We start from the raw sequence: 24,194 nt of genomic DNA on the forward strand, positions 1-24,194 counted from the left end.
GGGCGTCGGCGGCGCGTGGCTCGCGCCGGGACGATCTGCAGTCAGTGTCCCCTCCGGCCTGGGGGAAGCGCCACCATGTCCCGGTAACGGGCTGGGAGTGTTTTCGACCACATCTCATTCATCCCCAGGACGGCGAACTCTTCATCCCACCTGTTCATCCCCACGTGAGCACCGTCTCTCCCCAGAAGATGGCAAGGATCCACACACCGTGCACCGATAGTGTGGTGGCCCCGCCCCGCCAGTGACCTATTCGTGACCTTGACCATCTGCCGGTGGAGCGGATCGCTGCACCTGGAGGTTCCCGCCGTGTCCTTGCCCGCCGTCCTACTGGCCGCCGGTTCGTCGCCGTCACCGACCCCCTCGGAGTCGACGACACCGGCGGTCCCCACGCTCCAGGACGCCCAGGAGGGCGCGACCAACGCCGCCAGCTGGGTCGAGCAGAACTGGTCGACGTGGCTGGCCATCGGGCTGAGAGTCCTGCTGATCGCGGTGATCGCGGTCGTGCTGCGGGTGATCGTGCAGCGGTCGATCACCAAGCTGATCGACCGGATGACCCGCACCGCCCAGGCCGCGGAGGGCACCGCGCTCGGCGGGCTGCTGGTCAACAACGAGCGCCGCCGCCAGCGCTCGCAGGCCATCGGCTCCGTGCTGCGCTCGGTGGCGTCCTTCCTGATCCTCGGCACCGCGGCGCTGATGATCCTCGGCACGTTCCAGATCAACCTCGCGCCGCTGCTGGCCTCGGCCGGTGTCGCGGGCGTGGCGATCGGTTTCGGCGCCCGCAACCTCGTCACGGACTTCCTCTCCGGCGTCTTCATGATCCTGGAGGACCAGTACGGCGTCGGCGACCAGATCGACGCGGGCGTCGCCTCCGGCGAGGTGATCGAGGTCGGCCTGCGCGTGACCAAGCTGCGCGGCGCCGGCGGCGAGATCTGGTACGTCCGCAACGGCGAGGTCAAGCGCATCGGCAACCTCTCCCAGGGCTGGGCCACGGCCGGCGTCGACGTGACCGTGAAGGCGTCCGAGGACCTGGACCGGGCGAAGTCCGTGCTGGACGAGGTCACCGAGAAGATGAGCGCGGAGGAGCCCTGGAACGAGCTCCTGTGGAGCCCGATCGAGGTCCTCGGTCTGGACAGCGTGCTGCTGGACTCGATGGTGGTCCACGTCTCCGCGAAGACGATGCCCGGCAAGTCCCTCACCGTCGAGCGCGAGCTGCGCTGGCGCATCAAGCGCGCCTTCGACGCGGCGCAGATCCGCATCGTGGGCGGCGCGACGGCCCCGCCGGAGGAGGAGATAACCGACCCGGCGGCCGCGGTCGCGGCCCCGTCGGTGTTCGCCAACTCCGAGTCCCCGCAGGCCGCGGCGGCATCCCCGATCGTGCAGCAGCGGCCGCCGACGAAGTAGCGGCCGCCCGGCCCGCCGGCACCACCACCGCCCCCGAGGTAACGAGTCTGTTGCCTCGGGGGCGGTTTCTCTTGACGCCCCCTTCGCCCTGGGCTTACGTTCCTTTCCAGCCAATAGGAAACTTTCCTAACAGTGATCAATGAGAAGCTTCGGGCAGTGGAAAGGCAGGTGGCGCCCCATGGCAGGAACGGCCGGTACGCCGGGCACCCCGCGCGTCCTGCGCGCCATGAACGACCGCGCCGCGCTCGACCTCCTCCTGGAGCACGGGCCGCTGTCCCGCACCCGGATCGGCAAGCTCACCGGCCTGTCCAAGCCGACCGCATCCCAGCTGCTCGCCCGCCTCGAGGCGGCCGGCCTCGTCCTCGCCACCGGCACCACCGAGGGGCGGCCCGGCCCCAACGCCCAGCTGTACGAGGTCAATCCGGCCGCCGCGTACGCCGCCGGGCTCGACGTCACCCCGGAGCGCATCCTCGCCGCCGTCGCCGACGTCACCGGCCGCACGGTGGGCTCCTACGAACTCCACACCCCGGGCCGGCGCCCCGCCCAGCCCGTCGTCCGGCAGGTCACCGACGCCCTCGACGGCGCCGGGAAGGCCGCGGGCCTCGCCCGCGACGACGTCCACCGGATCGTCATCGGCACCCCCGGTGCCTTCGACCCGAACACCGGCCGCCTGCGCTACGCCTCGCACCTGCCCGGCTGGCACACCCCGAGCCTGCTCGACGAGGTCGCCGCCGCGCTGCCGATGCCGGTCGAGTACGAGAACGACGTCAACCTCGCCGCCGTCGCCGAGCAGCGGCTGGGCGCGGCCCGCGGGCACGAGGACTTCGTGCTGCTGTGGAACGAGGGGGGCCTCGGTGCCGCCCTCGTCCTCGGCGGGCGGCTGCACCGCGGCTGGACCGGCGGCGCCGGCGAGGTCGGCTTCCTGCCGGTGCCGGGCGTGCCCCTGGTCCGCCAGGTGACCAAGGCCAACAGCGGCGGCTACCAGGAACTGGCGGGCTCGCAGGCCATCCCGAAGCTGGCCCGCAGCCTCGGCATCGAGGACATCCCGCCCGGACCGTACGCCGAGTCCGCCGCCGCTCTGGTCGCCCGCGCGGCCGAGTCCGACGACGGCCCGCACCGGCAGCTGCTCCAGACGTACGCCACGCGCCTCGCCACCGGTCTCGCCTCGCTCGTCTCCGTCCTCGATCCCGAACTCGTCGTCCTCAGCGGCAGCGCGCTCACCACGGGCGGCGAGGTGCTGCGCGCCCTCGTCCAGGCCGAGCTGGAGGAGCTGGCGGCCTCCCGGCCCCGGCTCGTGGTCGGCGGCGTGCCCGAACATCCCGTGCTGCGGGGCGCGTTGGAGAGCGCGCTCGCGGCCACCCGCGACGAGGTCTTCGACACCTCCCGCTGAACCTCTGCCCCTTCCTCACCCCGCGCCTCCCCTTCATCCACCCCGTCCCGCCCCTGGGAGACCTTGCCATGCCCGGAAAGTCCTGGAAAGTCGTACCCGGAGTGTCCCGGAAGGCGGCCGTCGCCCTCGCCGCGTCCGCCTCCCTCGCCCTCCTCGCCACCGCCTGTACCGGTCAGTCCTCCTCCGGTGCCGACGACGACGCCTCGAAGGAGACGACCATCAACTTCTGGCACGCCTGGAGCGCGCCGAACGAGGTGAAGGCCGTCGACTCCCTGATCGCCGGCTTCGAGAAGGCGCACCCCAACATCCATGTGAACGTCGTCGCCAACATGACCGACGACAAGATCAACCAGGCCCTGCGCACGGGCGGCGGCAAGGCCCCCGACGTCATCTCCTCCTTCACCACCAACAACGTCGGCAAGTTCTGCTCGTCGGGTGCGCTGGTCGACCTGGGTCCCTTCTTCAAGAAGGCGGGCATCGACCCGGAGACGACGTTCCCGAAGGCGATGAACGAGTACACCCAGTTCGACGGCAACCGCTGCACCGCGCCGCTGCTGGGCGACGCCTACGGGCTCTACTACAACAAGACGGCGTTCGCGAAGGCCGGCATCAAGAGCCCGCCGAAGACCTGGACCGAGTTCGAGGCCGACGCCAAGAAGCTGACCATCGCGCAGGGCGACAGCTACAAGCAGCTCGGCTTCATGCCGGACTACCACGGCTGGGAGACCACCACCGAGCACTACTTCGGGCAGTTCTCGCCGACGTACTTCGGCAAGGCCGGCAAGTCCGAACTCGCCACGGACCCCGCCTTCCAGGCCGGGTTCACGCTCCAGAAGAAGCTCGTCGACGACCTCGGCGGCTTCAGGAGGCTGGAGACCTACCGCTCCAAGCTCGGCGACGAATGGGGCGTCAAGCACCCCTTCCACACCGGCCAGGTGGCCATGCAGCTCGACGGTGAGTGGCGCCTGGGCATGGCCCTGGACGCCAAGCCCAAGTTCGACATCGGCGTGGCCCCGCTGCCCGTCCCCGACGACCAGGCGAGCCAGTACGGCAAGGGCTACATCACCGGCACCATCACCGGCATCGCCGCCACCAGCCACAAGCAGAACGCGGCCTGGGAGCTGGTGAAGTACATGACCACGGACACGGACGCGGTGGTGAACTTCTCCAACGCCATCCACAACGTCCCCTCGACGCTGGCCGCCCTGAAGTCGCCGAAGCTGAAGTACGACCCGCGCTTCAAGACGTTCCTGGACATCGCCGCGAACCCGAACTCGACGACGTCTCCCGCCTCCATCAACGGCGGCGTGTACCTGACGACGATCCAGAACTTCGGTTACGACTACGAGAGCGGGAAGGTCACCGACCTCAAGGCCGGCCTGAAGAGGACTGCCGCGCAGATCGACACGGACATCGCGCAGGCGAAGTAATGACCACGATCACCCTGGCGTCGAAGCGCCGCAGGTCGGCGCTGCGCACCCTCGCCTTCATGTCGCCCTGGCTGATCGGCTTCGCGGTCTTCTTCGCGTACCCGCTGATCTCCACGGTCTACTTCTCCTTCATGCACTACGACGGCTTCAAGCCGCCGACGTGGAGCGGGACGAAGAACTGGACGTACGTCTTCGAGCACTACCCGTTCTTCTGGCCGGCCCTGCGCAACACCCTGTGGCTGGTGCTGGTGATGGTGACGCTGCGGGTCGTGTTCGGCCTCGGCGTCGGCCTGCTGATCACCAAGATCAAGACGGGTACGGGCGTCTTCCGCACCCTGTTCTACCTGCCCTACCTGGCCCCGCCGGTGGCCGCGACGATGGCGTTCGCCTTCCTGCTCAACCCCGGCACGGGCCCGGTCAACTCGATCCTGGAGAAGGTCGGCGTCCCGGCCCCCGGCTGGTTCAACGACCCCAGCTGGTCCAAGCCGGCCCTCACCCTGCTCGCCCTGTGGGGCATCGGCGACCTGATGGTCATCTTCATGGCCGCCCTGCTCGACGTGCCCCAGGAGCAGTACGAGGCGGCCGAGCTGGACGGCGCCTCCGCCTGGCAGCGGTTCCGGTACGTGACGCTGCCGAACATCTCGCCGATCGTCATGTTCGCCGTCGTCACCGGCGTGATCCAGACGATGCAGTACTACACACAGCCGCTGATCGCCGGGAAGGTCGCCTCCGGCGTGATCCAGGGCGCCGGCACCCAGTTCGAGCCCGGCTACCCGGAGAAGTCGACCCTGACCCTCCCCCAGCTCGTCTACAACCTCGGCTTCCAGCGCTTCGACTACGGCTCCGCGTGCGTCGTCGCCCTGGTCCTGTTCGCCCTGTCCATGGTGTTCACCGCGTTCCTGATGCGGCGCCGGGGCGGTCTCAACCTGGCAGGTGACTGACCATGGCCCAAGTCCTGGACAAGCCGGTGCAGTTGAAGGCACCGGTCTCGCCCGCGGAGCGCACGGCCCGCCGCCGCACCCTCCTGGAGTGGGTCGCGATCCACTCGTTCGGCGTCGCGGCCGCGCTCTTCTTCGTCCTCCCCTTCGTGTTCGTGTTCCTGACCTCGCTGATGAGCGACAGCCAGGCCCTGAGCCGCGACCTGATCCCGCACACCTGGGAGTGGTCCAACTACAAGAAGGTCTTCGACACCCCGGGCTTCCTGACCTGGTGGAGGAACACGCTGATCTACGCCGGGCTGGGCACGGTCCTGACCGTCGTCTCCTCGATACCGGTGGCGTACGCACTCGCCAAGTTCCGCTTCCGCGGCCGCAATCTGGCGCTCATGCTGGTGATCTCGATGATGATGCTGCCGCCGCAGGTCGTCATCATCCCGATGTACCTGTTCTGGGCGAAGCAGCTGGACCTGTCCGGCACGCTGTGGCCGCTGATCATCCCGATGGCGTTCGGCGACGCGTTCTCCATCTTCCTGCTGCGCCAGTTCCTGATGACCATCCCGAACGAGTACCTCGACGCGGCGAAGGTGGACGGCTGCAGCGAGCTGCGCACCCTGCTGAAGGTCGTCCTGCCGATGGCGAAGCCGGGCATCGCGGCCGTGGGCCTGTTCCAGTTCTTCTACGCCTGGAACGACTACTTCGGCCCGCAGATCTACGCGTCGGAGAACCCCGGCGCCTGGACCCTGTCCTACGGTCTGGAGTCGTTCAAGGGCGCGCACCACACCGACTGGAACCTCACCATGGCCGCCACCGTGCTGGTCATGGCCCCCGTGATCCTCGTGTTCTTCTTCGCCCAGAAGGCGTTCGTCGAAGGTGTCACGCTCACCGGAGTGAAGGGTTAACCACCTATGAAACTCACCGTGGTCGGCGGAGGCTCGACCTACACCCCCGAACTCATCGACGGTTTCGCACGGCTCAGCGACACCCTGCCCATCGAGGAGCTGGTGCTGGTCGACCCGGCCGCCGAGCGCCTGGAGCTGGTCGGCGGTCTCGCCCGCCGCATCTTCGCCAAACAGGGCCACAGCGGCCGCATCGTCACCACCTCCGACCTGGAGGCGGGTGCCGACGGCGCCGACGCCGTGCTGCTCCAGCTCCGCGTCGGCGGGCAGGCGGCCCGGGAGCAGGACGAGACCTGGCCGCTGGAGTGCGGCTGCGTCGGCCAGGAGACGACCGGCGCGGGCGGCCTCGCCAAGGCGCTGCGCACGGTCCCGGTGGTGCTGGACATCGCCGAGCGCGTCCACCGCGCCAACCCGGACGCCTGGATCATCGACTTCACCAACCCGGTCGGCATCGTCACCCGGGCCCTGCTGCAGGCCGGCCACAAGGCGGTCGGCCTGTGCAACGTGGCGATCGGCTTCCAGCGCAAGTTCGCGGGCATGCTGGGCGTCGCCCCCTCCGACGTGCACCTCGACCACGTCGGCCTCAACCACCTCACCTGGGAGACCGGCGTACGCCTGGAGGGCCCCGAGGGCGACAACGTGCTGCCCAAGCTGCTGGCCGAGCACGGCGACACGATCGCCGGCGACCTGCGGCTGCCCAGGGCCCTGCTCGACCGCCTCGGCGTCGTCCCGTCGTACTACCTGCGCTACTTCTACGCCCACGACGAGGTCGTGCGCGAGCTGCGCACCAAGCCCTCCCGGGCCGCCGAAGTCGCGGAGATGGAGCGGCAGTTGCTCAAGATGTACGGCGACCCGGCCCTCGACGAGAAGCCGGAGCTGCTCGCCAAGCGGGGCGGCGCCTACTACTCGGAGGCGGCGGTGGACCTGGCGGCCGCACTGCTGGGCGGAGGCGGCAGCCCGTACCAGGTGGTCAACACCTACAACCGGGGCACGCTGCCCTTCCTGCCCGACGACGCGGTGATCGAGGTCCAGGCGGCCGTGGGGTCGAAGGGAGCGCACCCGCTGGCGGTGCCGGCCGTCGACCCGCTGTACGCGGGCCTGATGGCGAACGTGACGGCGTACGAGGACCTGGCCCTGGAGGCGGCGCTGCGCGGCGGCCGCGACCGGGTCTTCCGCGCCCTGCTCGCGCATCCCCTCATCGGGCAGTACGCGTACGCGGACGCCCTGACCGACCAGCTGATCGCACACAACCGGGAGCATCTCGCGTGGGCATGACCGCACGTGTCCTCGCCGTCGACGCGGGCAACAGCAAGACCGACGTCGCGGTCGTGGCGGCCGACGGAACCGTCCTCGCCACCGCCCGCGGCGGCGGGTTCCGGCCGCCGGTGGTGGGCGTGGAGGCGGCCGTGGACACCCTCGCCGAGGCGGTGGGCACCGCGTTCGCCGCGGCGGGGGTGACCTCCGTGGACCAGGTCTCGGCGTGCCTGGCCAACGCCGACTTCCCCGTCGAGGAGGAGCAGTTGGCGGCCGCGCTGCAGGCGCGCGCGTGGGGCACGGCCGTCCAGGTCCGCAACGACACCTTCGCCATCCTGCGCGCGGGCATCACCGAGCCGCGCGGCGTGGCCGTCGTGTGCGGCGCCGGCATCAACTGCGTCGGCATGCGCCCCGACGGGCGCACCGCCCGCTTCCCCGCGATCGGGCGCATCTCCGGTGACTGGGGCGGCGGGTGGGGCCTGGCGGAGGAGGCCCTGTGGTTCGCCGCGCGCGCGGAGGACGGCCGCGGCAAACCCACCGACCTGGCCCGCACGCTCCCGGCCCACTTCGGCCTCCCCACCATGCTCGCGCTGATCGAGGCGCTGCACCTGGAGCGGGTGCCGCACGACCGCCGCCACGAGCTGACGCCGGTGCTCTTCGCGACGGCGGCGGACGGCGACCCGATCGCCCGCGCGATCGTCGACCGGCTCGCCGACGAGGTGGTCACGATGGCGACGGTGGCCCTGACCCGCCTCGACCTGCTGGAGGAGGAGACCCCGGTCCTGCTCGGCGGCGGCGTCCTGGCCGCACGGCATCCCCAACTCAGCGATGGGATCAGCGAGTTGCTGGCGGTACGCGCACCGAAGGCGGTGCCGCGGGTGGTGACGGCGAGTCCGGTGCTGGGCGCCGCGCTGCTGGGCCTGGACCAGGTGGACGCGGGGACGGAGGTGCACGAAAAGGTGCGCGCCCACTTCGAATCCTGAGCTCCGGCCAGCCATAATCAGCCGGGCCGCAACAAGGGTCCGGGGCGGCCGCCCCGGACCGGAACCGAACTGATTCCCCAGGCGTATTCATGGGCAGGGTGATGCGGAACCCTGCCCTGCCGCCGGCAGCACCCGCCAGGGATACTTGCGGCGACGGATGACCATGGGGGAGGTCGAAGTGACACACCCGCCGAAGAGCAGTGCGGCGCCACCGGGATCCGGCGTGCCCACGATGCCGGCCGTACCGCCGCAGCAGGGGGCCCCCACTCCCCCGCCGTCCCCGGGCCCCACCGCCACGCCCACGCCGGCACCCGCCGCCAAGCGCCGCACGGCCTTCGCCGAAGGCGCCGACCGGCTGCGTGAGGCGGCGACGACGGAGCCGGGCCGGCTGCGCATCATCGGCGCGCTCGTCGCCCTCCTCGTCGTCGCGTTCGGCGCGGTCACCGCCTGGCAGATGACCGACCGTGCGACGGCCGCCGACGACGTGCTCACCAGCAGCCAGCCGCTCAGCTCCGACGCCGCCGACATCTACCGCTCCCTCGCCGACGCCAACACGGCGGCGGCCAGCGGTTATCTCGCGGGTCCGCAGGAGAAGCCGGCGATGCGCAAGCGGTACGAGGACGACATCCGCACGGCCGCGCAGAAGCTCGTCACCGCCGCCTCCAACTCCAAGGCGGGGTCCGAGTCGGCGAAGACCATCGAGGACCTCAACACGCTGCTCCCGCAGTACAAGGGCCTGATCGAGACGGCCCGCGCCAACAACCGCCAGGGCTACCCGGTGGGCAGCGCCTACCTGCGGGCGGCGAACGAGCAGATGCAGCAGCAGATGCTGCCCAAGGCCGAGAACCTGTACCAGAAGGAGAACCAGCGGCTCCAGTCCGACTACGCCGACGCGAAGTCGTTCCCGTGGGCCGCGATCGGCCTCGGCCTCGTCGCGCTCGGCGGTCTGGCCTGGGCCCAGCGCCGCAACTACCTGCGCACGAACCGGGTGCTGAACCACGGCATGGTCACCGCCTCGGCCGCCTCCGCGGTGGTGCTGCTCTGGCTCGTCGTCGGCCACACCCTCGCCCGCTCCGGGCTGAACGACTCCTACGACCACGGCGTCCGCTCGCTCAACGTCCTGCACGACGCCCGCATCGCGTCCCTGACCGCCCGCAGCGACGAGAACCTCAGCCTGATCCGCCGCGGCGCGGACACCAAGGACGTGAACGGCAAGCCCGTGGACGCCTACGCGTTCGGCTACGACGACCAGATCGGCCGGCTGGCCACGTCGCTGACCAAGGCCGGCGGTCTCGCGGACGACTCGGCGGGCAAGAAGCCCGTGAAGGACGCGAACAGCTTCATGCAGGCGTGGAAGGACCGGCACGGCGTCGCTCAGGGCCTGAACGACAAGGGCGAGTACCAGCAGGCCCGTGACAAGGTCATCGGCGTCGGCAAGGATCCGACGAGCGTGTGCTTCGACAATGTGGACAAGGCCCTGCAGACGGCGCTCCTGCACGAGCAGGCGGAGTTCAAGCAGGCCGCGGGCAACGGCAAGGACGCGTTGACCGGACTGCCGTACGGCGCCGCGGTCCTGGCCGTGCTGGGCGCGGCGGGCGCGGTGCTGGGCATCGGGCGCAGGCTTTCGGAGTACCGGTGAGAGGGGGCGTGAAGATGGATGCACACCGTCTGGCCCGACGTCTGCGAGCCGGGCTGCGGGGCTGGGGCGGGGTCGGTGCGATGGCGGCCGTCTGCGTGCTGGCCCTGGCCTTCGTGCTGCTGCTGCCCCGGACCCAGTCGAGCGGTGCCCCCGACAGCGCCGTCCAGCGCCTCGCCCACGGCACCCAGGCCAGGGCGGACACCAAGTGCGACAACGGCGTGGCACCGCAGGACCAGAGCCTGTCGCCGTCCGGTGGCGGCGGCACGGATGTCGTCGACAAGATCAAGGCCCGCGAGGACAGGCGGCTGATCGTCGGCGTCGACACCAACAGCTACCGCTGGGGCTACCTCAACCCGAACAACACCTCCGGCGCGCTGGAGGGCTTCGACATCGACCTCGTCCACCAGATCGCCAAGGACCTGCTCGGCGATCCGAACGCGGTCTCGTTCAAGGCCATTCCGACCAACCAGCGTGTTCCGGCGATCCAGAGCGGCGAGGTCGACATGGTGGTGCGCACCATGACGATCAACTGCGCCCGCCTGAAGGACGTCGCCTTCTCCGCCCCCTACTTCAGGACCGGCCAGCAGGTCCTGGCGCCCAAGACCTCGAAGATCACCGGCTACGACGGCAGTCTCGCCGGGAAGAAGGTCTGCTCGGCCGAGGGCTCCACCGCGCTCGACAGCTTGCGGGCGGACAAGGGCGGCAAGATCCCTGCCTCCACCGACATCAGCACCGTCGTCCCCAACCAGCTCGACTGCCTGGTGAAGTTGCAGCTCGGCGAGGTCGACGCGGTGGTCACCGACGGCGCGCTCGCCGCCAGCCAGGCCGCGCAGGACCCGACCGTCGAACTGAAGGGCGGCCTGTTCACCGACGAGTACTACGGCGTGGCGATGAAACGGGGTTCGGACGATCTGGTACGCCAGGTCAACCGGACGCTGCAGAACTACATCAAGAACGGTGGGTGGGCCGACTCGTACGCGAGGTGGCTGCACCCCACCATGGACCAGGCCGGCAAGAAGTCGACGTCGGCGACCCCTCCCGCCGCGCACTACAAGTGACCGATCATCAGAAGGACTTCAGGGACAAGACGGCAGCGACCACACGACGGCACACGACAGCAGCGAGAGGTGATCGATGGGCGTCACGGACCCCGCCGGGCCGGTGATGGACCGGGACGAGGTGGACCGTGCGCTGGCGCGGCTCGGCGCGGAGCACGAGGCCATCGAGACCTCGCTCCTCGCCCTGCAGGACCACGCGGGCCGCAGACTCCTCGAGGGCGCGGAGCTCACCGGCGTCACCAAGGAGCGCTGGTCCGCCGCGGACGCGTCGATCACGCTGCTGTGGACCTACTTCGACGCCTACACGGACGCGTTGCGCTCGGCCCGGGACATCCGCTCCCGCCGCCGCTGGTCCAGCCACGAGGACCTGGTGGAGCTGACCGAGCTGCTGCGCGGCGAGGCCGTCACCATCGCGGACGCCGTCACGGCCACGGCGAACGCGCCCACGCTGCAGGGCGGTTCCGGCAAGCTCAGCCGGCGGTTCTCGCTGGCCGCCCTGGTCGACGTGATGAACGAGCTGTACGCGACGAGCCTGGACATGGTCGTCGCCGCCGACGCGGTCTGGTCGGCGCTGCCCGCACGGATCGATTTACTGGCCGCGGAGCTCCAGCGCACTCGCAAGCTCGCCCACTCCGTCGGCGTGCGCCCCGGTGAGCACCCGTCCGGCGACGACCTCGAGCGCATCACGCGCACCCTGACCTCCCTGCGCGAACAGGTCATCTCCGACCCGCTCGCGTACTGGCTGCCCGCACAGGGGAGTTCGGCACCCGGCGGCGGCCGTCCGGACACCACCGTCTACGACCGTGAGGCGCGCGCCCTGGAAGAGGTGCGCCGGGAGATCGACGCCGTGCTCACCGTCCGGCAGGACGCCGAGCAGCGGCTGGTGAGGCTGCGGGACGTGCTCAGCCGCGCGGACCGCACGCTCGCCGAGGCGCGCACCGCGCGCGGGGAGGTCCTCGCGAAGATCGCCGCCACGGAGGTGCCGGTCGTCAGCGGTCCGCCGACCCAGCTCCAGGAGCAGCTGTCGACGGCCGCCGAGTACCGCAGGCACGCGCAGTGGCACCGGCTCTCCCCGCTCCTGGAGTCCCTTGAGGAGAAGGCCGAGGACGAGCTGCTGCGCGCCCGCGAGTCGCTGACCGCGGTGACCGCGCCGCTCGCGGTCCGCGCGGAGCTGCGCGGCCGCCTCGACGCGTACAAGGCGAAGGTGGCCCGGCACGGGCTCGCCGAGGACCCGTTCCTGATCGAGCGGTACGACGCGGCGCGCCGCATGCTGTGGAGCGCGCCCTGCGACCTGCGCGTCGCCGAACAGGCCGTGCTGCGCTACCAGCACGCGGCCGCCGAAGCGCTGAGCACCCCGCGGGTGCCGGGTCAGAGCGGACCCGTGGACCGCAGGGGGCCGGGAGCGTGAGTGACGAAGGGGGTGCTGTGACGTCATGAGTCAGGCACAGCAGCAGTGCCAGCGGCCGGGCTGCGAGGGCAGTTACGAGGACATGGGCGGCGGTGAGCTGTACTGCGACACCTGCGGCCTCGCCCCGGTCGTGTCCCAGAACGGCATGGTGAGCTCGCCGGCCACCGGCATCACGGGCGGCGGCAGGGGCTCGCGGGGCAGCGGCAGTTCGCGCTCCAGCAGCCGCAGCAGTTCGCGTACGTCCTCGCAGTCGTCGAAGTCGCGGCGCTCGGTCTCCGGGCGGCTCTCCCGTTCCCTGTCGGGCCGTACCTCCAGCCGCTCCGTGTCGGTGCGCAGCTCCGGTTCCAGCACCAACACCAGCGGCCGCGGCCGGCTGGGCGTGGGCCTGGTGCTGGTGCCGGACGTGCCGCGGCCCGACCCGCGCGCGATGGTGCTGGACAACCCGGAGGTGCCCGAGCGCAAGCGGTTCTGCTCGCGCTCCGACTGCGGGGCGCCGGTCGGCCGGGCGCGCGGTGAGCGCGCGGGCCGCACCGAGGGCTTCTGCACCAAGTGCGGCAACCCCTACTCCTTCGTGCCGAAGCTGAAGACCGGCGACGTGGTGCACGGCCAGTACGAGGTCGTGGGCTGTCTGGCGCACGGCGGGCTCGGCTGGGTCTACCTCGCCGTCGACAAGGCGGTCTCCGACCGGTGGGTGGTGCTCAAGGGCCTGCTCGACACCGGCGACCAGGACGCGATGGCGGCGGCGATCTCCGAGCGGCGCTTCCTCGCCGAGATCGAGCACTCCAACATCGTGCGGATCTACAACTTCGTCGAGCACCTCGACCAGCGCACCGGCTCCCTGGACGGCTACATCGTCATGGAGTACGTCGGCGGCAAGTCGCTGAAGGAGATCGCCAATTCACGCCGTACGCCCACGGGCAAACGGGATCCGCTGCCGGTGGAGCAGGCGTGCGCGTACGGCATCGAGGCGCTGGAGGCGCTCGGCCATCTGCACAGCCGCAACCTGCTGTACTGCGACTTCAAGGTCGACAACGCCATCCAGACCGAGGACCAGCTCAAGCTCATCGACATGGGCGCGGTGCGCCGGATGGACGACGACGAGTCGGCGATCTACGGCACCGTGGGCTACCAGGCCCCGGAGGTCGCCGAGGTCGGCCCGTCGGTGGCGTCCGACCTCTACACGGTGGCCCGTACGCTCGCCGTCCTGACCTTCGACTTCCAGGGCTACACGAACGTCTTCGTGGACTCCCTGCCCGACCCGGACAACATCGAGGTCTTCCGCCAGTACGAGTCCTTCTACCGGCTGCTGGTCCGCGCCACCGACCCCGACGCGGCCCGCCGGTTCGCCTCCGCGCAGGAGATGGCGGAGCAGCTGACGGGTGTGCTGCGCGAGGTCGTCTCCCTGCAGTCGGGGCGGTCGCGGCCCGCGCTGTCGACGCTGTTCGGGCCCGAACTGAGAGTCACCGACACGGAGTTGTTCCCCAAGCTGGAGGGGGACGTGTCGCTGCTGGGGACGCGGGCGCTGCAGAAGGCCAGGCAGCAGCCCCGGCTGCCGGCCTCGCCCAACGGCTCCCGGTCGATCGTCAAGCCCGTCAACTCCCCCGCCGCGGCCCTCGCCCTGCCGGTCCCCCGCGTGGACCCCTCCGACCCGAACGCCGGATTCCTCGCGGGCCTGATGACGACCGCGCCGGCCGAACTGCTCGGGGCGCTGGCCGCCGCGCCGTCGCCGTCGATCGAGACACGGCTGCGGCAGATCCGCGCCTGGCTGGAGAACGGCGACTCGTACACCGCGCTGGAGGCCCTGCTCAACCTGGAGGAGGAGCGGCCCGACGACTGGCGGGTCGTCTGGTACCGGGGCGTCGCCGCGCTGGTGACGGGCGACCACGAGGGCGCCGCGCTCGCCTTCGACGCGATCTACGACGCCTTCCCCGGCGAGCCCGCGCCCAAGCTGGCGCTCGGCCTGTGCGCCGAGGTGCTGGGCCAGCTGGACAACGCGGCCGAGTACTACCGGCTGGTCTGGGCGACCGACCCGAGCTATGTCAGTTCCGCCTTCGGCCTGGCCCGCGTCCAGCTCGCCACCGGGGACCGGCCGAGCGCCGTACGGACGCTGGAGTCGGTTCCGGAGTCGTCGATCCACTACACGGCCGCACGGGTGGCAGCCGTGCGCGCACGGCTGCGCGGGCGTACGGCGACCGCCGGCGACGTGGCGTTCCTGGACGATCTGACCGCCGCCGCGCGGCAGGTCGAGGCGCTGGACGCCTACGGTCTGGACCCGGCGCGCCGGGAGCAGTTGTCGGCTGAGGTCCTCGGCTGCGCGCTGGACTGGATACTCTCCGGAGGCCGGAGTTCCGCGCCCGCCGCCGGTCGGGTGCTGCTCGGCAGCGATCTGGACGAGCGGGGCCTCCGCTTCGGCCTGGAGCGTTCGTACCGCACGCTGGCCCGGCTGGCGCCCGGCGGCGAGGAGAGGATCGACCTGGTGGAACGTGCCAACCGTTACCGCCCCCGGACGTGGGTGTAGTTGATGTCGCAGATGCCCCAGCAGGCCGCCCTGTCGAACTGCCCGAGCTGCGAGTGGCCGCTCGAGTCGGATGACCGTTTCTGCGGCGCGTGCGGATACGACCTGTCCGCGGTGCCCGCGCCGCCGGACGACCACCCGACGATCACCCTGAACGGCTCGGCGCCGCCCTCGCCCGACGGCGACGGCGGTGCGCCCTGGCCGCTCGCCGCCGAACCGGACAGCACCGACACACCGGCGGCGACGCACCGGTCGGCGGACGTGCCCGGGACGGACTCGGGCGACTCCCCGCTGCCGCCGGCGCCGCCCACGGGTTCACCGGTCTCCCCGGCCTCCGGGGTGCGCTTCGACCGGCCGCCGGAGCCCGACGAGTACCCGCTCCAGGCACCGGACCCGCGCATCGCCGACCTCCCCGCGTCCGCCGGGCCGGCCAAGCTCTGCGTGGCCTGCCGCGCGGGCCGCGTCGACAACGACGGCTACTGCGAGAACTGCGGGCACGCCCAGCCCCGCGAGCGCGACCACATGGAGCAGGAGGCCGGCCCGATCGCCGCGGTCAGCGACCGCGGACTGCGCCACCACCGCAACGAGGACGCGTTCGGCATCGGCCGGAGCACGCTCCCGGACGGCTCCCCCGCGTCCGTGGCCGTGGTCTGCGACGGCGTCTCCTCGGCGACCCGCCCCGACGACGCCTCGCTCGCCGCAGGCCGGGCAGCGAGCGAGTCGCTGCTGGCCGCCCTGCCGCGCGGCACCCACCCGCAGCAGGCCATGCACGACGCGATCGTGGCCGCCTCGCACGCCGTCAACGCCCTTGCCGACGAGCCCGCGACCGCCCGCGAGCACAGCCCGCACCAGAACGCTCCCGCGTGCACGATCGTCGGCGCGATCGTGACGCCCGGGCTGCTGGTCGTCGGCTGGGTCGGCGACAGCCGCGTCTACTGGGTCCCGGTGGACCGCACCTCACCCCCGGCCCGGCTCACCGAGGACGACTCGTGGGCCGCGCAGATGGTCTCCGCGGGCCTGATGAGCGAGGCCGAGGCGTACGCCGACGAGCGTGCCCACGCGATCACCGGCTGGCTCGGCGCGGACGCCTACGAACTGGAGCCGCACACCGCTTCCTTCAAGCCGGACCGGCCGGGCGTGGTGGTGGTCTGCACGGACGGGCTGTGGAACTACGCCGAGGCGGCGGAGGAGATGGCCGAGGTCGTCCCGCCGGACGCCGCGACCCGTCCGCTGCACAGCGCCCGCGTGCTGGTGGGCCATGCCCTGGACGGCGGGGGCCACGACAACGTAACAGTGGCCGTCGTCCCGTTCCCGGCCGTGCCTCAGGGGGCAGGATCGGCCTGAGGCCGCGTACGGGGATGGCCTCGGCGGACCGGAGGGGACCGGTCCACTTCCAGGAATCACCTCACAACTGTGAGGTTTTCAAGGGGGATTTGAGTAGGCATGGCCAATTTCTCGAAGTCCAACGTGCCGCAGTTCTCGATGGACGTGTACCAGAACGAGTACCTGCCGGACGGCGGTCGTGAGGTCAACGCCATCGTCACGGTGACCGCCACCGGCGGCGGCACGGTCGGCAGCGCCGTGGCCGCACCCCACCTCTACGCGCCGGGACACGGCCCGTCCGCGGCAGTGGCGATCATGGTCGACTGCTCCGGCTCCATGGACTACCCGCCGACGAAGATGCGCAACGCCCGGGACGCGACGGCCGCCGCGGTCGACACCCTGCGCGACGGAGTGCACTTCGCCGTGATCGGCGGCACCCACGTCGCCAAGGAGGTCTACCCGGGCGGCGGGCGCCTCGCCGTCGCCGACGCCACCACCCGGGAGCAGGCCAGGCAGGCCCTGCGCAAGCTCAGCGCGGGCGGCGGCACGGCCATCGGCACCTGGCTGCGCCTGGCGGACCGCCTGCTCTCCTCCGCCGACGTCGCGATCCGCCACGGCATCCTGCTCACCGACGGCCGCAACGAGCACGAGTCCCCCGAGGACCTCAAGGCCGCCCTGGACTCCTGCGCCGGACGGTTCACCTGTGACGCACGGGGCGTGGGCACCGACTGGGAAGTGAAAGAAGTCACAGGGATCGCCTCCGCGCTCCTCGGCACGGCGGACATCGTCGCCGACCCGGCCGGCCTCGCCGCCGACTTCACGCACATGATGGAGACGGCCATGGGCAAGGAGGTCGCCGACGTGACCCTGCGGCTGTGGACGCCGGTCGGCACCGCCATCAAGTTCGTCAAGCAGGTGGCGCCCACCGTCGAGGATCTGACCGACCGCCGCACGGAGGCCGGCCCGCGCGCCGGGGACTACCCCACCGGCTCCTGGGGCGACGAGTCCCGTGACTACCACGTATGCGTCGAGGTGCCGTCCGCGGGCATCGGCCAGGAGATGCTCGCCGCCCGGGTCTCGCTGGTCATCCCGCAGCCCGACGGGAGCGCGCAGAACCTCGGCGCCCAGGGCCTGGTCCGGGCCGTGTGGACCGACGACATGGCGGCCTCCACGGCGATCAACCCCCAGGTCGCCCACTACACCGGGCAGGCCGAACTGGCACAGGCCATCCAGCAGGGGCTCGATCTACGCAAAGCAGGAGATTTCGACGGAGCAACGGCCAAACTGGGCCGGGCCGTTCAGCTCGCCAGTGCCTCCGGAAACGCGGATACTGCGAAACTGCTTGCGAAGGTGGTGGACGTTGTCGACGCCGCGACCGGTACTGTGCGACTGAAGGCAAAGGTCGAGGACGCCGACGAGATGACGCTCGAAACTCGGTCGACAAAGACTGTTCGTGTAAAGAAGTGACATAGCAAAGAGCGAGCCCGGCCCCCTGGGGTTGGAGAAACCCGGCCGGACGGCCGGTGAAGGAGAGGGGGAAGCGCCGACATGCCGACCTGCCCGAACGGACACCAGTCGGGTTCCGACGACTGGTGCGAGGTCTGCGGTCACCGCATGGCCGGTGCCGTACCTCCGCCCCCTCCGCCGCCCCCGCCCGGCGGCGGCTACGGCTTCCCGCCGCCCGGCCAGGGCCCGCAGCCCGGTGGCCGCGGGCATCTGTCCTCCGTACCGGACCCCGAGCCGGAGCTCTGCCCGCAGTGCCGCACGCCCCGAGAGGGCGGCGCGCCGTTCTGCGAGGAGTGCCGGTGGAACTTCCTGACGAACACGGCGACGTCCTACACGCCGGCCGCCCCGCGCCCGCCGGCGCCCGGCCCCGCGGTGCGCTTCCAGCAGCCGCCCGGCCCCGCCGGACCCGGTCCCGGTGGCCCCGGCCCGTCGTACGGCGGCGCCGGTGACTCGTACGAGTACCAGGGCTCACGCCCGTCGCAGATGAACCGTCCCGCCGAGCCGATCCCGCCGAGCCCGCCCTACGGCTCGGACCCCTCGGGCCCGAGCGGTCCCTTCGGCGGCCCGTCCAACTTCGGCCCGGACCCCTCGCGTCCGGTCCCGCCGCCCGGCCCGACGCCGCCCGCCGGCCCCAACGGCCCGGGTGGCCCCGGTGGCCCTGACGGCCCGGGTGGCTTCGGCGGTCCCGGTGGCCCCGACAGCCCGGGTGGCTTCGGCGGTCCCGGTGGCCCCGACAGCCCGGGGGGCTTCGGCGGTCCCGGTGGCCCCGACAGCCCGGGGGGCTTCGGCGGTCCCGGTGGCCCTGGTGCACCCGGTGGCGCCCCGCAGGCGTTCCACCAGCCCGGTCCGCCGGCCCCGCCCGCGTACCCGCAGGAGACGGGGCGGCCGCCGCAGCCCGGCGGCCCGTCCTTCGGCGGCGGTGAGGACGACTGGGTGATCTCCCCGCCGACCGGCGGTCCGGGAGGTCCCGGTGGTCCCGGCGCACCTGGTGGTCCCGGCCAGGGCGGTGGCTACGGCTATCCGCAGCAGCCGGGCCCGGCCCAAACCCCGCCCCCGCCGCCCGGCCAGGGCTACGGGCAGCCGTCCGCCGGTCCGGCCACCTGGATGGCGACGATCGGTCCGGACCGCGAGTACTTCATGGCGATGATGCAGCGCTCCGGCCCCGAGGCCGCGGGCCTGAACCTGCCCGCGTACTCGCCCGAGCAGCAGCGCACGCTCAGCGGCAACCAGATCACCATCGGCCGCCGCCGCCACTCCACCGGCGACACCCCGGACATCGACCTGGCGGTGCCGCCGGAGGACCCGGGCGTCTCGCACCAGCACGCGGTGCTGGTCCAGCAGCCGGACGGCAGCTGGGCGGTCGTCGACCAGAACTCGACGAACGGCACCACGGTCAACAACTCCGAGGAGCCGATCCAGCCCTTCGTGCCGGTGCCGCTCCAGGACGGCGACCGGGTGCACGTGGGCGCCTGGACGACGATCACGATCCGCCGCGGCTGAGTCGTCGCGACTACGCGGGCAGGGGCCAGACGTACGGCCCCTGCGGATCGTCCAGCCAGGCCCACTCCCGCTCGCCGCAGACCGTGATGCCGTAGCGCTCGCGGGGCGGCTGTTCCTCGCGCTCCCACAACACGAGGGCCTCCTGCGGGCCGAGGGTGCCGTGGGTCAGGGAGAGCAGGAACCGGAACAGTTCGTGCTCCTTGGCCCGGCGCGGGATCCCGGCGAGATCGGCCGGCTCCCTCTCGGGGCGGCCCGCGCCGCGCAGGGGCACGAAGTAGGCGGGCGTGTGCAGGAAGCGCCCCTCCGCCCGGCCGGCGTCCCGGACCGTCAGGGCGATCAGCCCGGTGGCGAACGGCGCCAGGATGCGGGCGCCGGGGCTGCACTGGGCGAGCCAGGCGCGCGGCACCGAGCTCAGCGCGCAGGTCACGATGATCCGGTCGAAGGGGGCCCGTTCGGGGACCCCGCGCGCGCCGTCGCCGGTGACGACGGCCGGGTGGTGCCCCACGGCCTCCAGGTGCCGCCTGGCGGACTCCGTGATCTCCGGCTCCAGGTCGACGGTGGTGACCAGGTCGTCGTCGCCGAGCCGGTGGGCCAGCAGGGCCGCGTTGTAGCCGGTGCCGGCGCCGACCTCCAGGACCCGGTTGCCGTCCTCGACCCGCAGCTCGGTCAGCATCATCGCCATCAGCGACGGCTGGCTGCTGGAGGACAGCAGCTCGCCGTCGCGCAGCCGGGTGGCCAGCGGGACGTCCGCGTAGGCCCCGCGCACCCACTTCTCGCGGGTGAGCGGATCGGGGCTCTCGCCCCACCGCCGCTCGTAGCCGCCGACGGCACCGACGTAGTAGTACGGCACGAAGAGGTGGCGCGGGACCGCCGCGAACGCCTCCCGCCACACCGGGTCGTCCGCCCAGGCCCCCTCCGCCTCGATCTCCCGCACGAGCTCCGCCCGCGCCGAGGCCGCGAGGCCGGCGAGGTCCTTGTCGCTCTCGTCGAGAGCATGCGCGCCCATACGTCCACTGTCCTGCGGCCCGGGGCGCGAGGCGAGCACCGGAACGGCCTGATCCGGAATCGGGCCTTTCCGCGAGGGTCCTAGGCCTCACGTACTGGTTCCCGCCGTCTGAGAGCATGGACGGGTGAATGAGATTCGGCGCGGCACGGTTCAGGAGCAGACCTTCTACGAGCAGGTCGGCGGGGAGGAGACCTTCCGCCGCCTGGTCCACCGCTTCTACGAGGGCGTGGCTCAGGACCCGGTCCTGCGACCCATGTACCCCGAGGAGGACCTCGGCCCGGCCGAGGAGCGCCTGACCCTGTTCCTGATCCAGTACTGGGGCGGCCCGACGACGTACAGCGACAACCGCGGTCACCCCCGCCTGCGCATGCGCCACGTCCCCTTCACCGTGAACCGCGAGGCGCACGACGCCTGGCTGCGGCACATGCGCGACGCGGTCGACGAGCTGGGCCTGTCCGAGGAGCACGAGCAGCAGCTGTGGAAGTACCTGACGTACGCCGCCGCGTCGATGATCAACACTCCCGACTGACCGTCCCCGTATGACATGCGGATTCCGGTCGTTGTACGCCGGAATCCGGTCACGATCCGGTCAAGCCCGACGTACAAGCGCTTACCCGTGAGCTGCCCCCTCTGACAGCATCGCCCGAAGGTCTGGACAACCACGGGGGGTTGGGCGTGACGGCGTTCGGTGCGGTGGCACGGTTCGTCGTGCTGCGGGCTCGCGCCCACCGTCTCCTGCTCGCCGCCGCGCTGCTCACCGTGCTCCTGACCACGGCCGTCCTGGCCACGCTCACCGCATACTCGGGCGCGATCGGCGACGCGGCCCTGCGCCACTCGCTGCGCTCTCCCGAGACCGCCGCCGACGCCGCCCTGATCGTCAAGGCGGACGTGCCGGCCGGCGGGCGCGCCGCCGCCGACGGCACCGTACGGCAGGGGGCGCGGCGGACGTTCGACGGACTGCCGGTGACCGTGCGGACCCTGGTGCGCTCGGGCCCGTACGGACTGCCGCGCTCGCTCCAGCCGCCCGCCGAGCGGTCCGGGGAGCCGGATCTGACGTATCTCGCGGCGCTGGACCCGTCACAGGTGCGGATCGTCTCGGGACGGGCGCCCCGGGACGGCGCCGGCATCGAGGCGGCCCTCCCACAGACGGCCGCCCGGCGGCTCGGCCTGAAGCCCGGCGCCCGGCTCCTCCTCACCGACCGGCTCGGCGGCCCGAAGGTGCGCGTCACGCTCACCGGCCTGTACCGGCCCGCCCGGCCGGACGCGCCCTACTGGCGGCTGGACGACCTGGGCGGCCGGGGCGTCAGGACGGTCGGTTTCACGACGTACGGCCCACTGCTCGCCGCCCCCGGCGTGCTCGGCGGCGGCCGGGTGAGCGCCGGCCAGTCGGCGTGGCTGGCGACGGCCGACTTCTCGGCGCTGACGACCGCGCGGATCGGCGCGCTGCGCGAGGCGGCCGGCGCGGGCGGCGCGTCCCTGCGCGGGCAGCCCGCGCTGCGGGGCACGACGGTCGCGAGCACCTCCCTGCCCGATGTCCTCGGACGGATCGAGCGCTCGATGCTCGTGTCCCGCTCCACCCTGCTGATCGTCGCCCTGCAGCTGGCGCTGCTCGCGGGCTGTGCGCTGCTGCTGGTGGCACGGCTGCTGAGCGCCGAACGCGCGGGCGAGGTACGGCTGTTGCGGGCGCGCGGCGCCTCCCGCGCCCGGGTCGCGGCGCTCGCCGCCCTGGAGGCGCTGTTCCTGGCGGTGCCCGCCGTGGTCTGCGCGCCCCTGCTGTCGGGTCCGCTCACCCGGCTGCTGGCCGGGCACGGGGCGCTGGCCCGGATCGGGCTGCGGCTGGACGTGCCCGCCGCAGGGCGGCCCGGGGTGTGGCTGGTGGCCGCGTGCGTGGCGCTGGGGTGCGCGCTGGCGGTGACGCTGCCCGCGCTCACCGTGGAGGGGTTCGGCCCGGTGCGGGCCCGCGCCCTGCCCGGCCCGGTGCGCGCGGGCGCGGACCTGGGCCTGCTGGCGGTGGCCGCGGTGGCGTACTGGCAGCTCGGCCGGCACACGTCGGGCGCCGTGACCGGAGGCAGGTCCGGCACCCTCGGCATCGACCCGCTCCTGGTCGCCGCCCCCGCCCTCGCGCTGCTCGCCGGCACGGTGGTGACCCTCAGGCTGCTGCCCCTGGTGGCACGGCTGGCCGAGCGCCGGGCGGCCGGCGGGCGCGGGCTGACCGCGCCGCTGGCGGGCTGGCAGCTGAGCCGCCGCCCGATGCGCGCGGCGGGCCCGGTGCTGCTGCTGGTCCTCGCCGTCGCGCTCGGCATGCTCGCGATCGCGCAGGGCGCCTCCTGGGACCGCTCGCAGGACGACCAGGCGGACTTCGCGGCGGGGGCGCCGGTGCGCGTCCTCGCCGAGGGGGTGGGCGGGCTCGGGCGCACGGAGAGGTACGCGGCCGTCCCCCACGTACGGCAGGCGGCCCCGGTCCTGCGCACCGAACTCCCGCTGACCGGCAGCAGAACGGCCACGCTGCTGGCCCTGGACACCGCGCACGCGGCGGACACGGTGCTGATACGCCGGGACCTCACGCCGGAACCCGTACGGCCGCTGCTCACGGCGCTCGGACCGAAGGGACGGACCGCCGGGGCGAAAGTGCCCGCGCACACCGCCCGGCTGCGGCTGACGGCGTCCCTGCACAGCTCCTCGGGCCCCGGGACGGCGGCGGACGTGACGGTCACGCTGGAGGACGCCTACGGGACGCCGTACGACGTACCGGCCGGTCAACTCCCCTCCGACGGACGGGCGCACGCCCTGGACGTGCCCGTGTCCGACGGGCCGCTGACCCTCACCGGAGTGCAGCTGGTGATGCCGCAGCCGATCAGGGATCCCGAGCAACACCGGCTCCGTATATCCCAGTTGACGGCGACGGGGACGGACGGCACCGCGCGGACGGTCGCGCTGCCGGTCTCCTGGAAGACGTCCGTGAGCAGTGACGGGCAGATCGCGTCGCCGGACGAGAAGACCAACCCCGAGAAGCTCGGCACGAGTTCGTCGGGACCGCCGGTCTTCTCCTACGGCACCGGGTACGTGCCGGTCGACGAGACCTGGGCCGGCCCGTCGCTGACCGTGGGGATGCAGGTCCGCCAGCCGAGCCCGCCCGGGATCACGGCGGTGGCGACCGACCGGTTCCTCGCGTCGGCGGGAGCGCACACCGGGCAGCGGCTGGACGTGACGGTCGGCGGGGAGAGCGTGTCGGTGCGGATCGTGCGCGCGGTACGGGAGTTGCCGACGACCGGCGCCTCGAACGGGGGCGCCCTGCTGGTGGATCTGCGATCGGTGAACCGCGTGCTGGAGGCCCGGCACGGGACGGGCGTCACGCCCACGGAATGGTGGCTGCGGACCGGTCCCGGCGAGAGCGCCCGCGTCGCCGCGGCCCTGCGCGCGTTCCCCGACCTCGATCCGTCGCAGGTCCTGGTGCGGGACGAGACGGCCGCGCAGTTGCGGGACGACCCGTTCGGCGCGGGCCCCGAGGCGGCGTTCGCGGCCGCCGCCGGGGTCGCGGCGGCGCTGGCCGCGGTCGGCTTCGCGGTGAGCGCCGCGGGTTCCCTGCGGGAGCGGGGCGCCGAACTGGCGATCATGCGGGCCCTGGGCGCCCCGCGCCGCCGGCTGGCCCGCATGATCGCCGTCGAGCAGGGCGTGCTGGTGGCGCTCGCGCTGGTGGTGGGCGCGGCGCTGGGCACGGTGCTGACCCGGGCGGTGATCCCGCTGATCGTGCTGACCGCACAGGCCACGCGCCCGGTGCCGGACGTGCAGGTCGAACTCCCCGTGCCGGACGTGGCCTTGCTGCTGGCGGCGGTGGCGCTGACGCCGCTGCTCGTGACGGCGGTGCCGGCGCTCCGGCGGGGGGACCCGGCGGTGTCGCTGCGGGAGCAGGGGGAGTGACGGGGGGTGAGGGGGTGAGGGGGGTGAGC

At 72.4% G+C, this 24,194-nt stretch carries 17 protein-coding genes; 16 read left to right on the plus strand and 1 reads right to left on the minus strand.

The features are described 5' to 3' along the window. Window positions 1-306: 306 nt before the first annotated feature. The 14 genes from ACIBN2_RS30675 (at window position 307) to ACIBN2_RS30740 (ending at window position 19,241) form a co-directional block, all read left to right on the plus strand. On the plus strand, window positions 307-1,401 hold the full coding sequence (locus ACIBN2_RS30675; protein ID WP_399139586.1) for a mechanosensitive ion channel family protein: 1,095 nt from the start codon (window positions 307-309) through the stop codon (window positions 1,399-1,401). A 178-nt stretch (window positions 1,402-1,579) separates the two neighbouring features. Next, the gene (locus tag ACIBN2_RS30680) at window positions 1,580-2,791 is read left to right on the plus strand and encodes an ROK family protein (protein WP_399139182.1); all 1,212 of its coding nucleotides are present in this window, start codon (window positions 1,580-1,582) and stop codon (window positions 2,789-2,791) included. A gap of 68 nt (window positions 2,792-2,859) precedes the next feature. After that, complete coding sequence (locus tag ACIBN2_RS30685; RefSeq protein WP_399139184.1) at window positions 2,860-4,221, plus strand: ABC transporter substrate-binding protein; 1,362 nt, start codon at window positions 2,860-2,862, stop codon at window positions 4,219-4,221. Next, window positions 4,221-5,162 carry a carbohydrate ABC transporter permease gene (locus tag ACIBN2_RS30690; RefSeq protein WP_399139186.1) on the plus strand — a complete coding sequence of 314 codons (942 nt, stop codon included), beginning with the start codon at window positions 4,221-4,223 and terminating at the stop codon, window positions 5,160-5,162. Before ACIBN2_RS30685 ends, ACIBN2_RS30690 begins: the two co-directional genes overlap by 1 nt. 2 nt (window positions 5,163-5,164) lie before the next feature. Further along, window positions 5,165-6,058 (plus strand): carbohydrate ABC transporter permease, encoded by an 894-nt coding sequence (locus ACIBN2_RS30695; RefSeq protein ID WP_399139188.1) that lies wholly within the window; start codon window positions 5,165-5,167, stop codon window positions 6,056-6,058. 6 nt (window positions 6,059-6,064) lie between these two features. Beyond that, window positions 6,065-7,330, plus strand: coding sequence for a 6-phospho-beta-glucosidase (locus ACIBN2_RS30700; RefSeq protein ID WP_399139189.1), 1,266 nt, complete (start codon window positions 6,065-6,067; stop codon window positions 7,328-7,330). Continuing rightward, window positions 7,321-8,292: an N-acetylglucosamine kinase gene (locus tag ACIBN2_RS30705; RefSeq protein ID WP_399139191.1), complete on the plus strand. Its 972-nt coding sequence runs from the start codon at window positions 7,321-7,323 to the stop codon at window positions 8,290-8,292. Before ACIBN2_RS30700 ends, ACIBN2_RS30705 begins: the two co-directional genes overlap by 10 nt. A 178-nt stretch (window positions 8,293-8,470) precedes the next feature. Continuing rightward, the gene (locus ACIBN2_RS30710) at window positions 8,471-9,931 is read left to right on the plus strand and encodes a hypothetical protein (RefSeq protein WP_399139192.1); all 1,461 of its coding nucleotides are present in this window, start codon (window positions 8,471-8,473) and stop codon (window positions 9,929-9,931) included. Between the two features lie 14 nt (window positions 9,932-9,945). Next, a complete protein-coding gene (locus ACIBN2_RS30715; RefSeq protein ID WP_399139194.1) occupies window positions 9,946-10,989 on the plus strand; it encodes a glutamate ABC transporter substrate-binding protein in 1,044 nt (347 codons plus the stop codon). A gap of 76 nt (window positions 10,990-11,065) precedes the next feature. Next, window positions 11,066-12,397, plus strand: a complete 1,332-nt coding sequence (locus tag ACIBN2_RS30720) for a hypothetical protein (RefSeq protein ID WP_399139196.1) — start codon at window positions 11,066-11,068, stop codon at window positions 12,395-12,397. A gap of 25 nt (window positions 12,398-12,422) precedes the next feature. Further along, window positions 12,423-14,915, plus strand: coding sequence for a tetratricopeptide repeat protein (locus tag ACIBN2_RS30725; protein ID WP_399139197.1), 2,493 nt, complete (start codon window positions 12,423-12,425; stop codon window positions 14,913-14,915). A 3-nt stretch (window positions 14,916-14,918) separates the two neighbouring features. Continuing rightward, a complete protein-coding gene (locus tag ACIBN2_RS30730; RefSeq protein ID WP_399139199.1) occupies window positions 14,919-16,256 on the plus strand; it encodes a protein phosphatase 2C domain-containing protein in 1,338 nt (445 codons plus the stop codon). 99 nt (window positions 16,257-16,355) lie between these two features. Further along, window positions 16,356-17,702 (plus strand): VWA domain-containing protein, encoded by a 1,347-nt coding sequence (locus ACIBN2_RS30735; protein ID WP_399139200.1) that lies wholly within the window; start codon window positions 16,356-16,358, stop codon window positions 17,700-17,702. A gap of 81 nt (window positions 17,703-17,783) precedes the next feature. Next, the gene (locus tag ACIBN2_RS30740; protein WP_399139202.1) at window positions 17,784-19,241 is read left to right on the plus strand and encodes an FHA domain-containing protein; all 1,458 of its coding nucleotides are present in this window, start codon (window positions 17,784-17,786) and stop codon (window positions 19,239-19,241) included. Window positions 19,242-19,251: 10 nt separating this feature from the next. Here the strand turns inward: ACIBN2_RS30740 and ACIBN2_RS30745 are convergent, their stop codons facing one another. Further along, window positions 19,252-20,247: a methyltransferase domain-containing protein gene (locus ACIBN2_RS30745; RefSeq protein WP_399139203.1), complete on the minus strand. Its 996-nt coding sequence runs from the start codon at window positions 20,245-20,247 to the stop codon at window positions 19,252-19,254. Window positions 20,248-20,371: 124 nt separating this feature from the next. Between ACIBN2_RS30745 and ACIBN2_RS30750 the strand changes: the two genes are divergently transcribed. Together ACIBN2_RS30750 and ACIBN2_RS30755 are read left to right on the plus strand one after the other, a co-directional pair. Continuing rightward, complete coding sequence (locus tag ACIBN2_RS30750; RefSeq protein WP_399139204.1) at window positions 20,372-20,776, plus strand: globin; 405 nt, start codon at window positions 20,372-20,374, stop codon at window positions 20,774-20,776. Window positions 20,777-20,922: 146 nt separating this feature from the next. Then, entirely contained in the window at window positions 20,923-24,165 is a 3,243-nt protein-coding gene (locus ACIBN2_RS30755) for an FtsX-like permease family protein (protein WP_399139206.1), read from the plus strand. The last annotated feature ends 29 nt before the right edge of the window (window positions 24,166-24,194 follow it).

The organism is Streptomyces sp. NPDC050534, assembly GCF_044457745.1.
GTDB lineage: Bacteria > Actinomycetota > Actinomycetes > Streptomycetales > Streptomycetaceae > Streptomyces.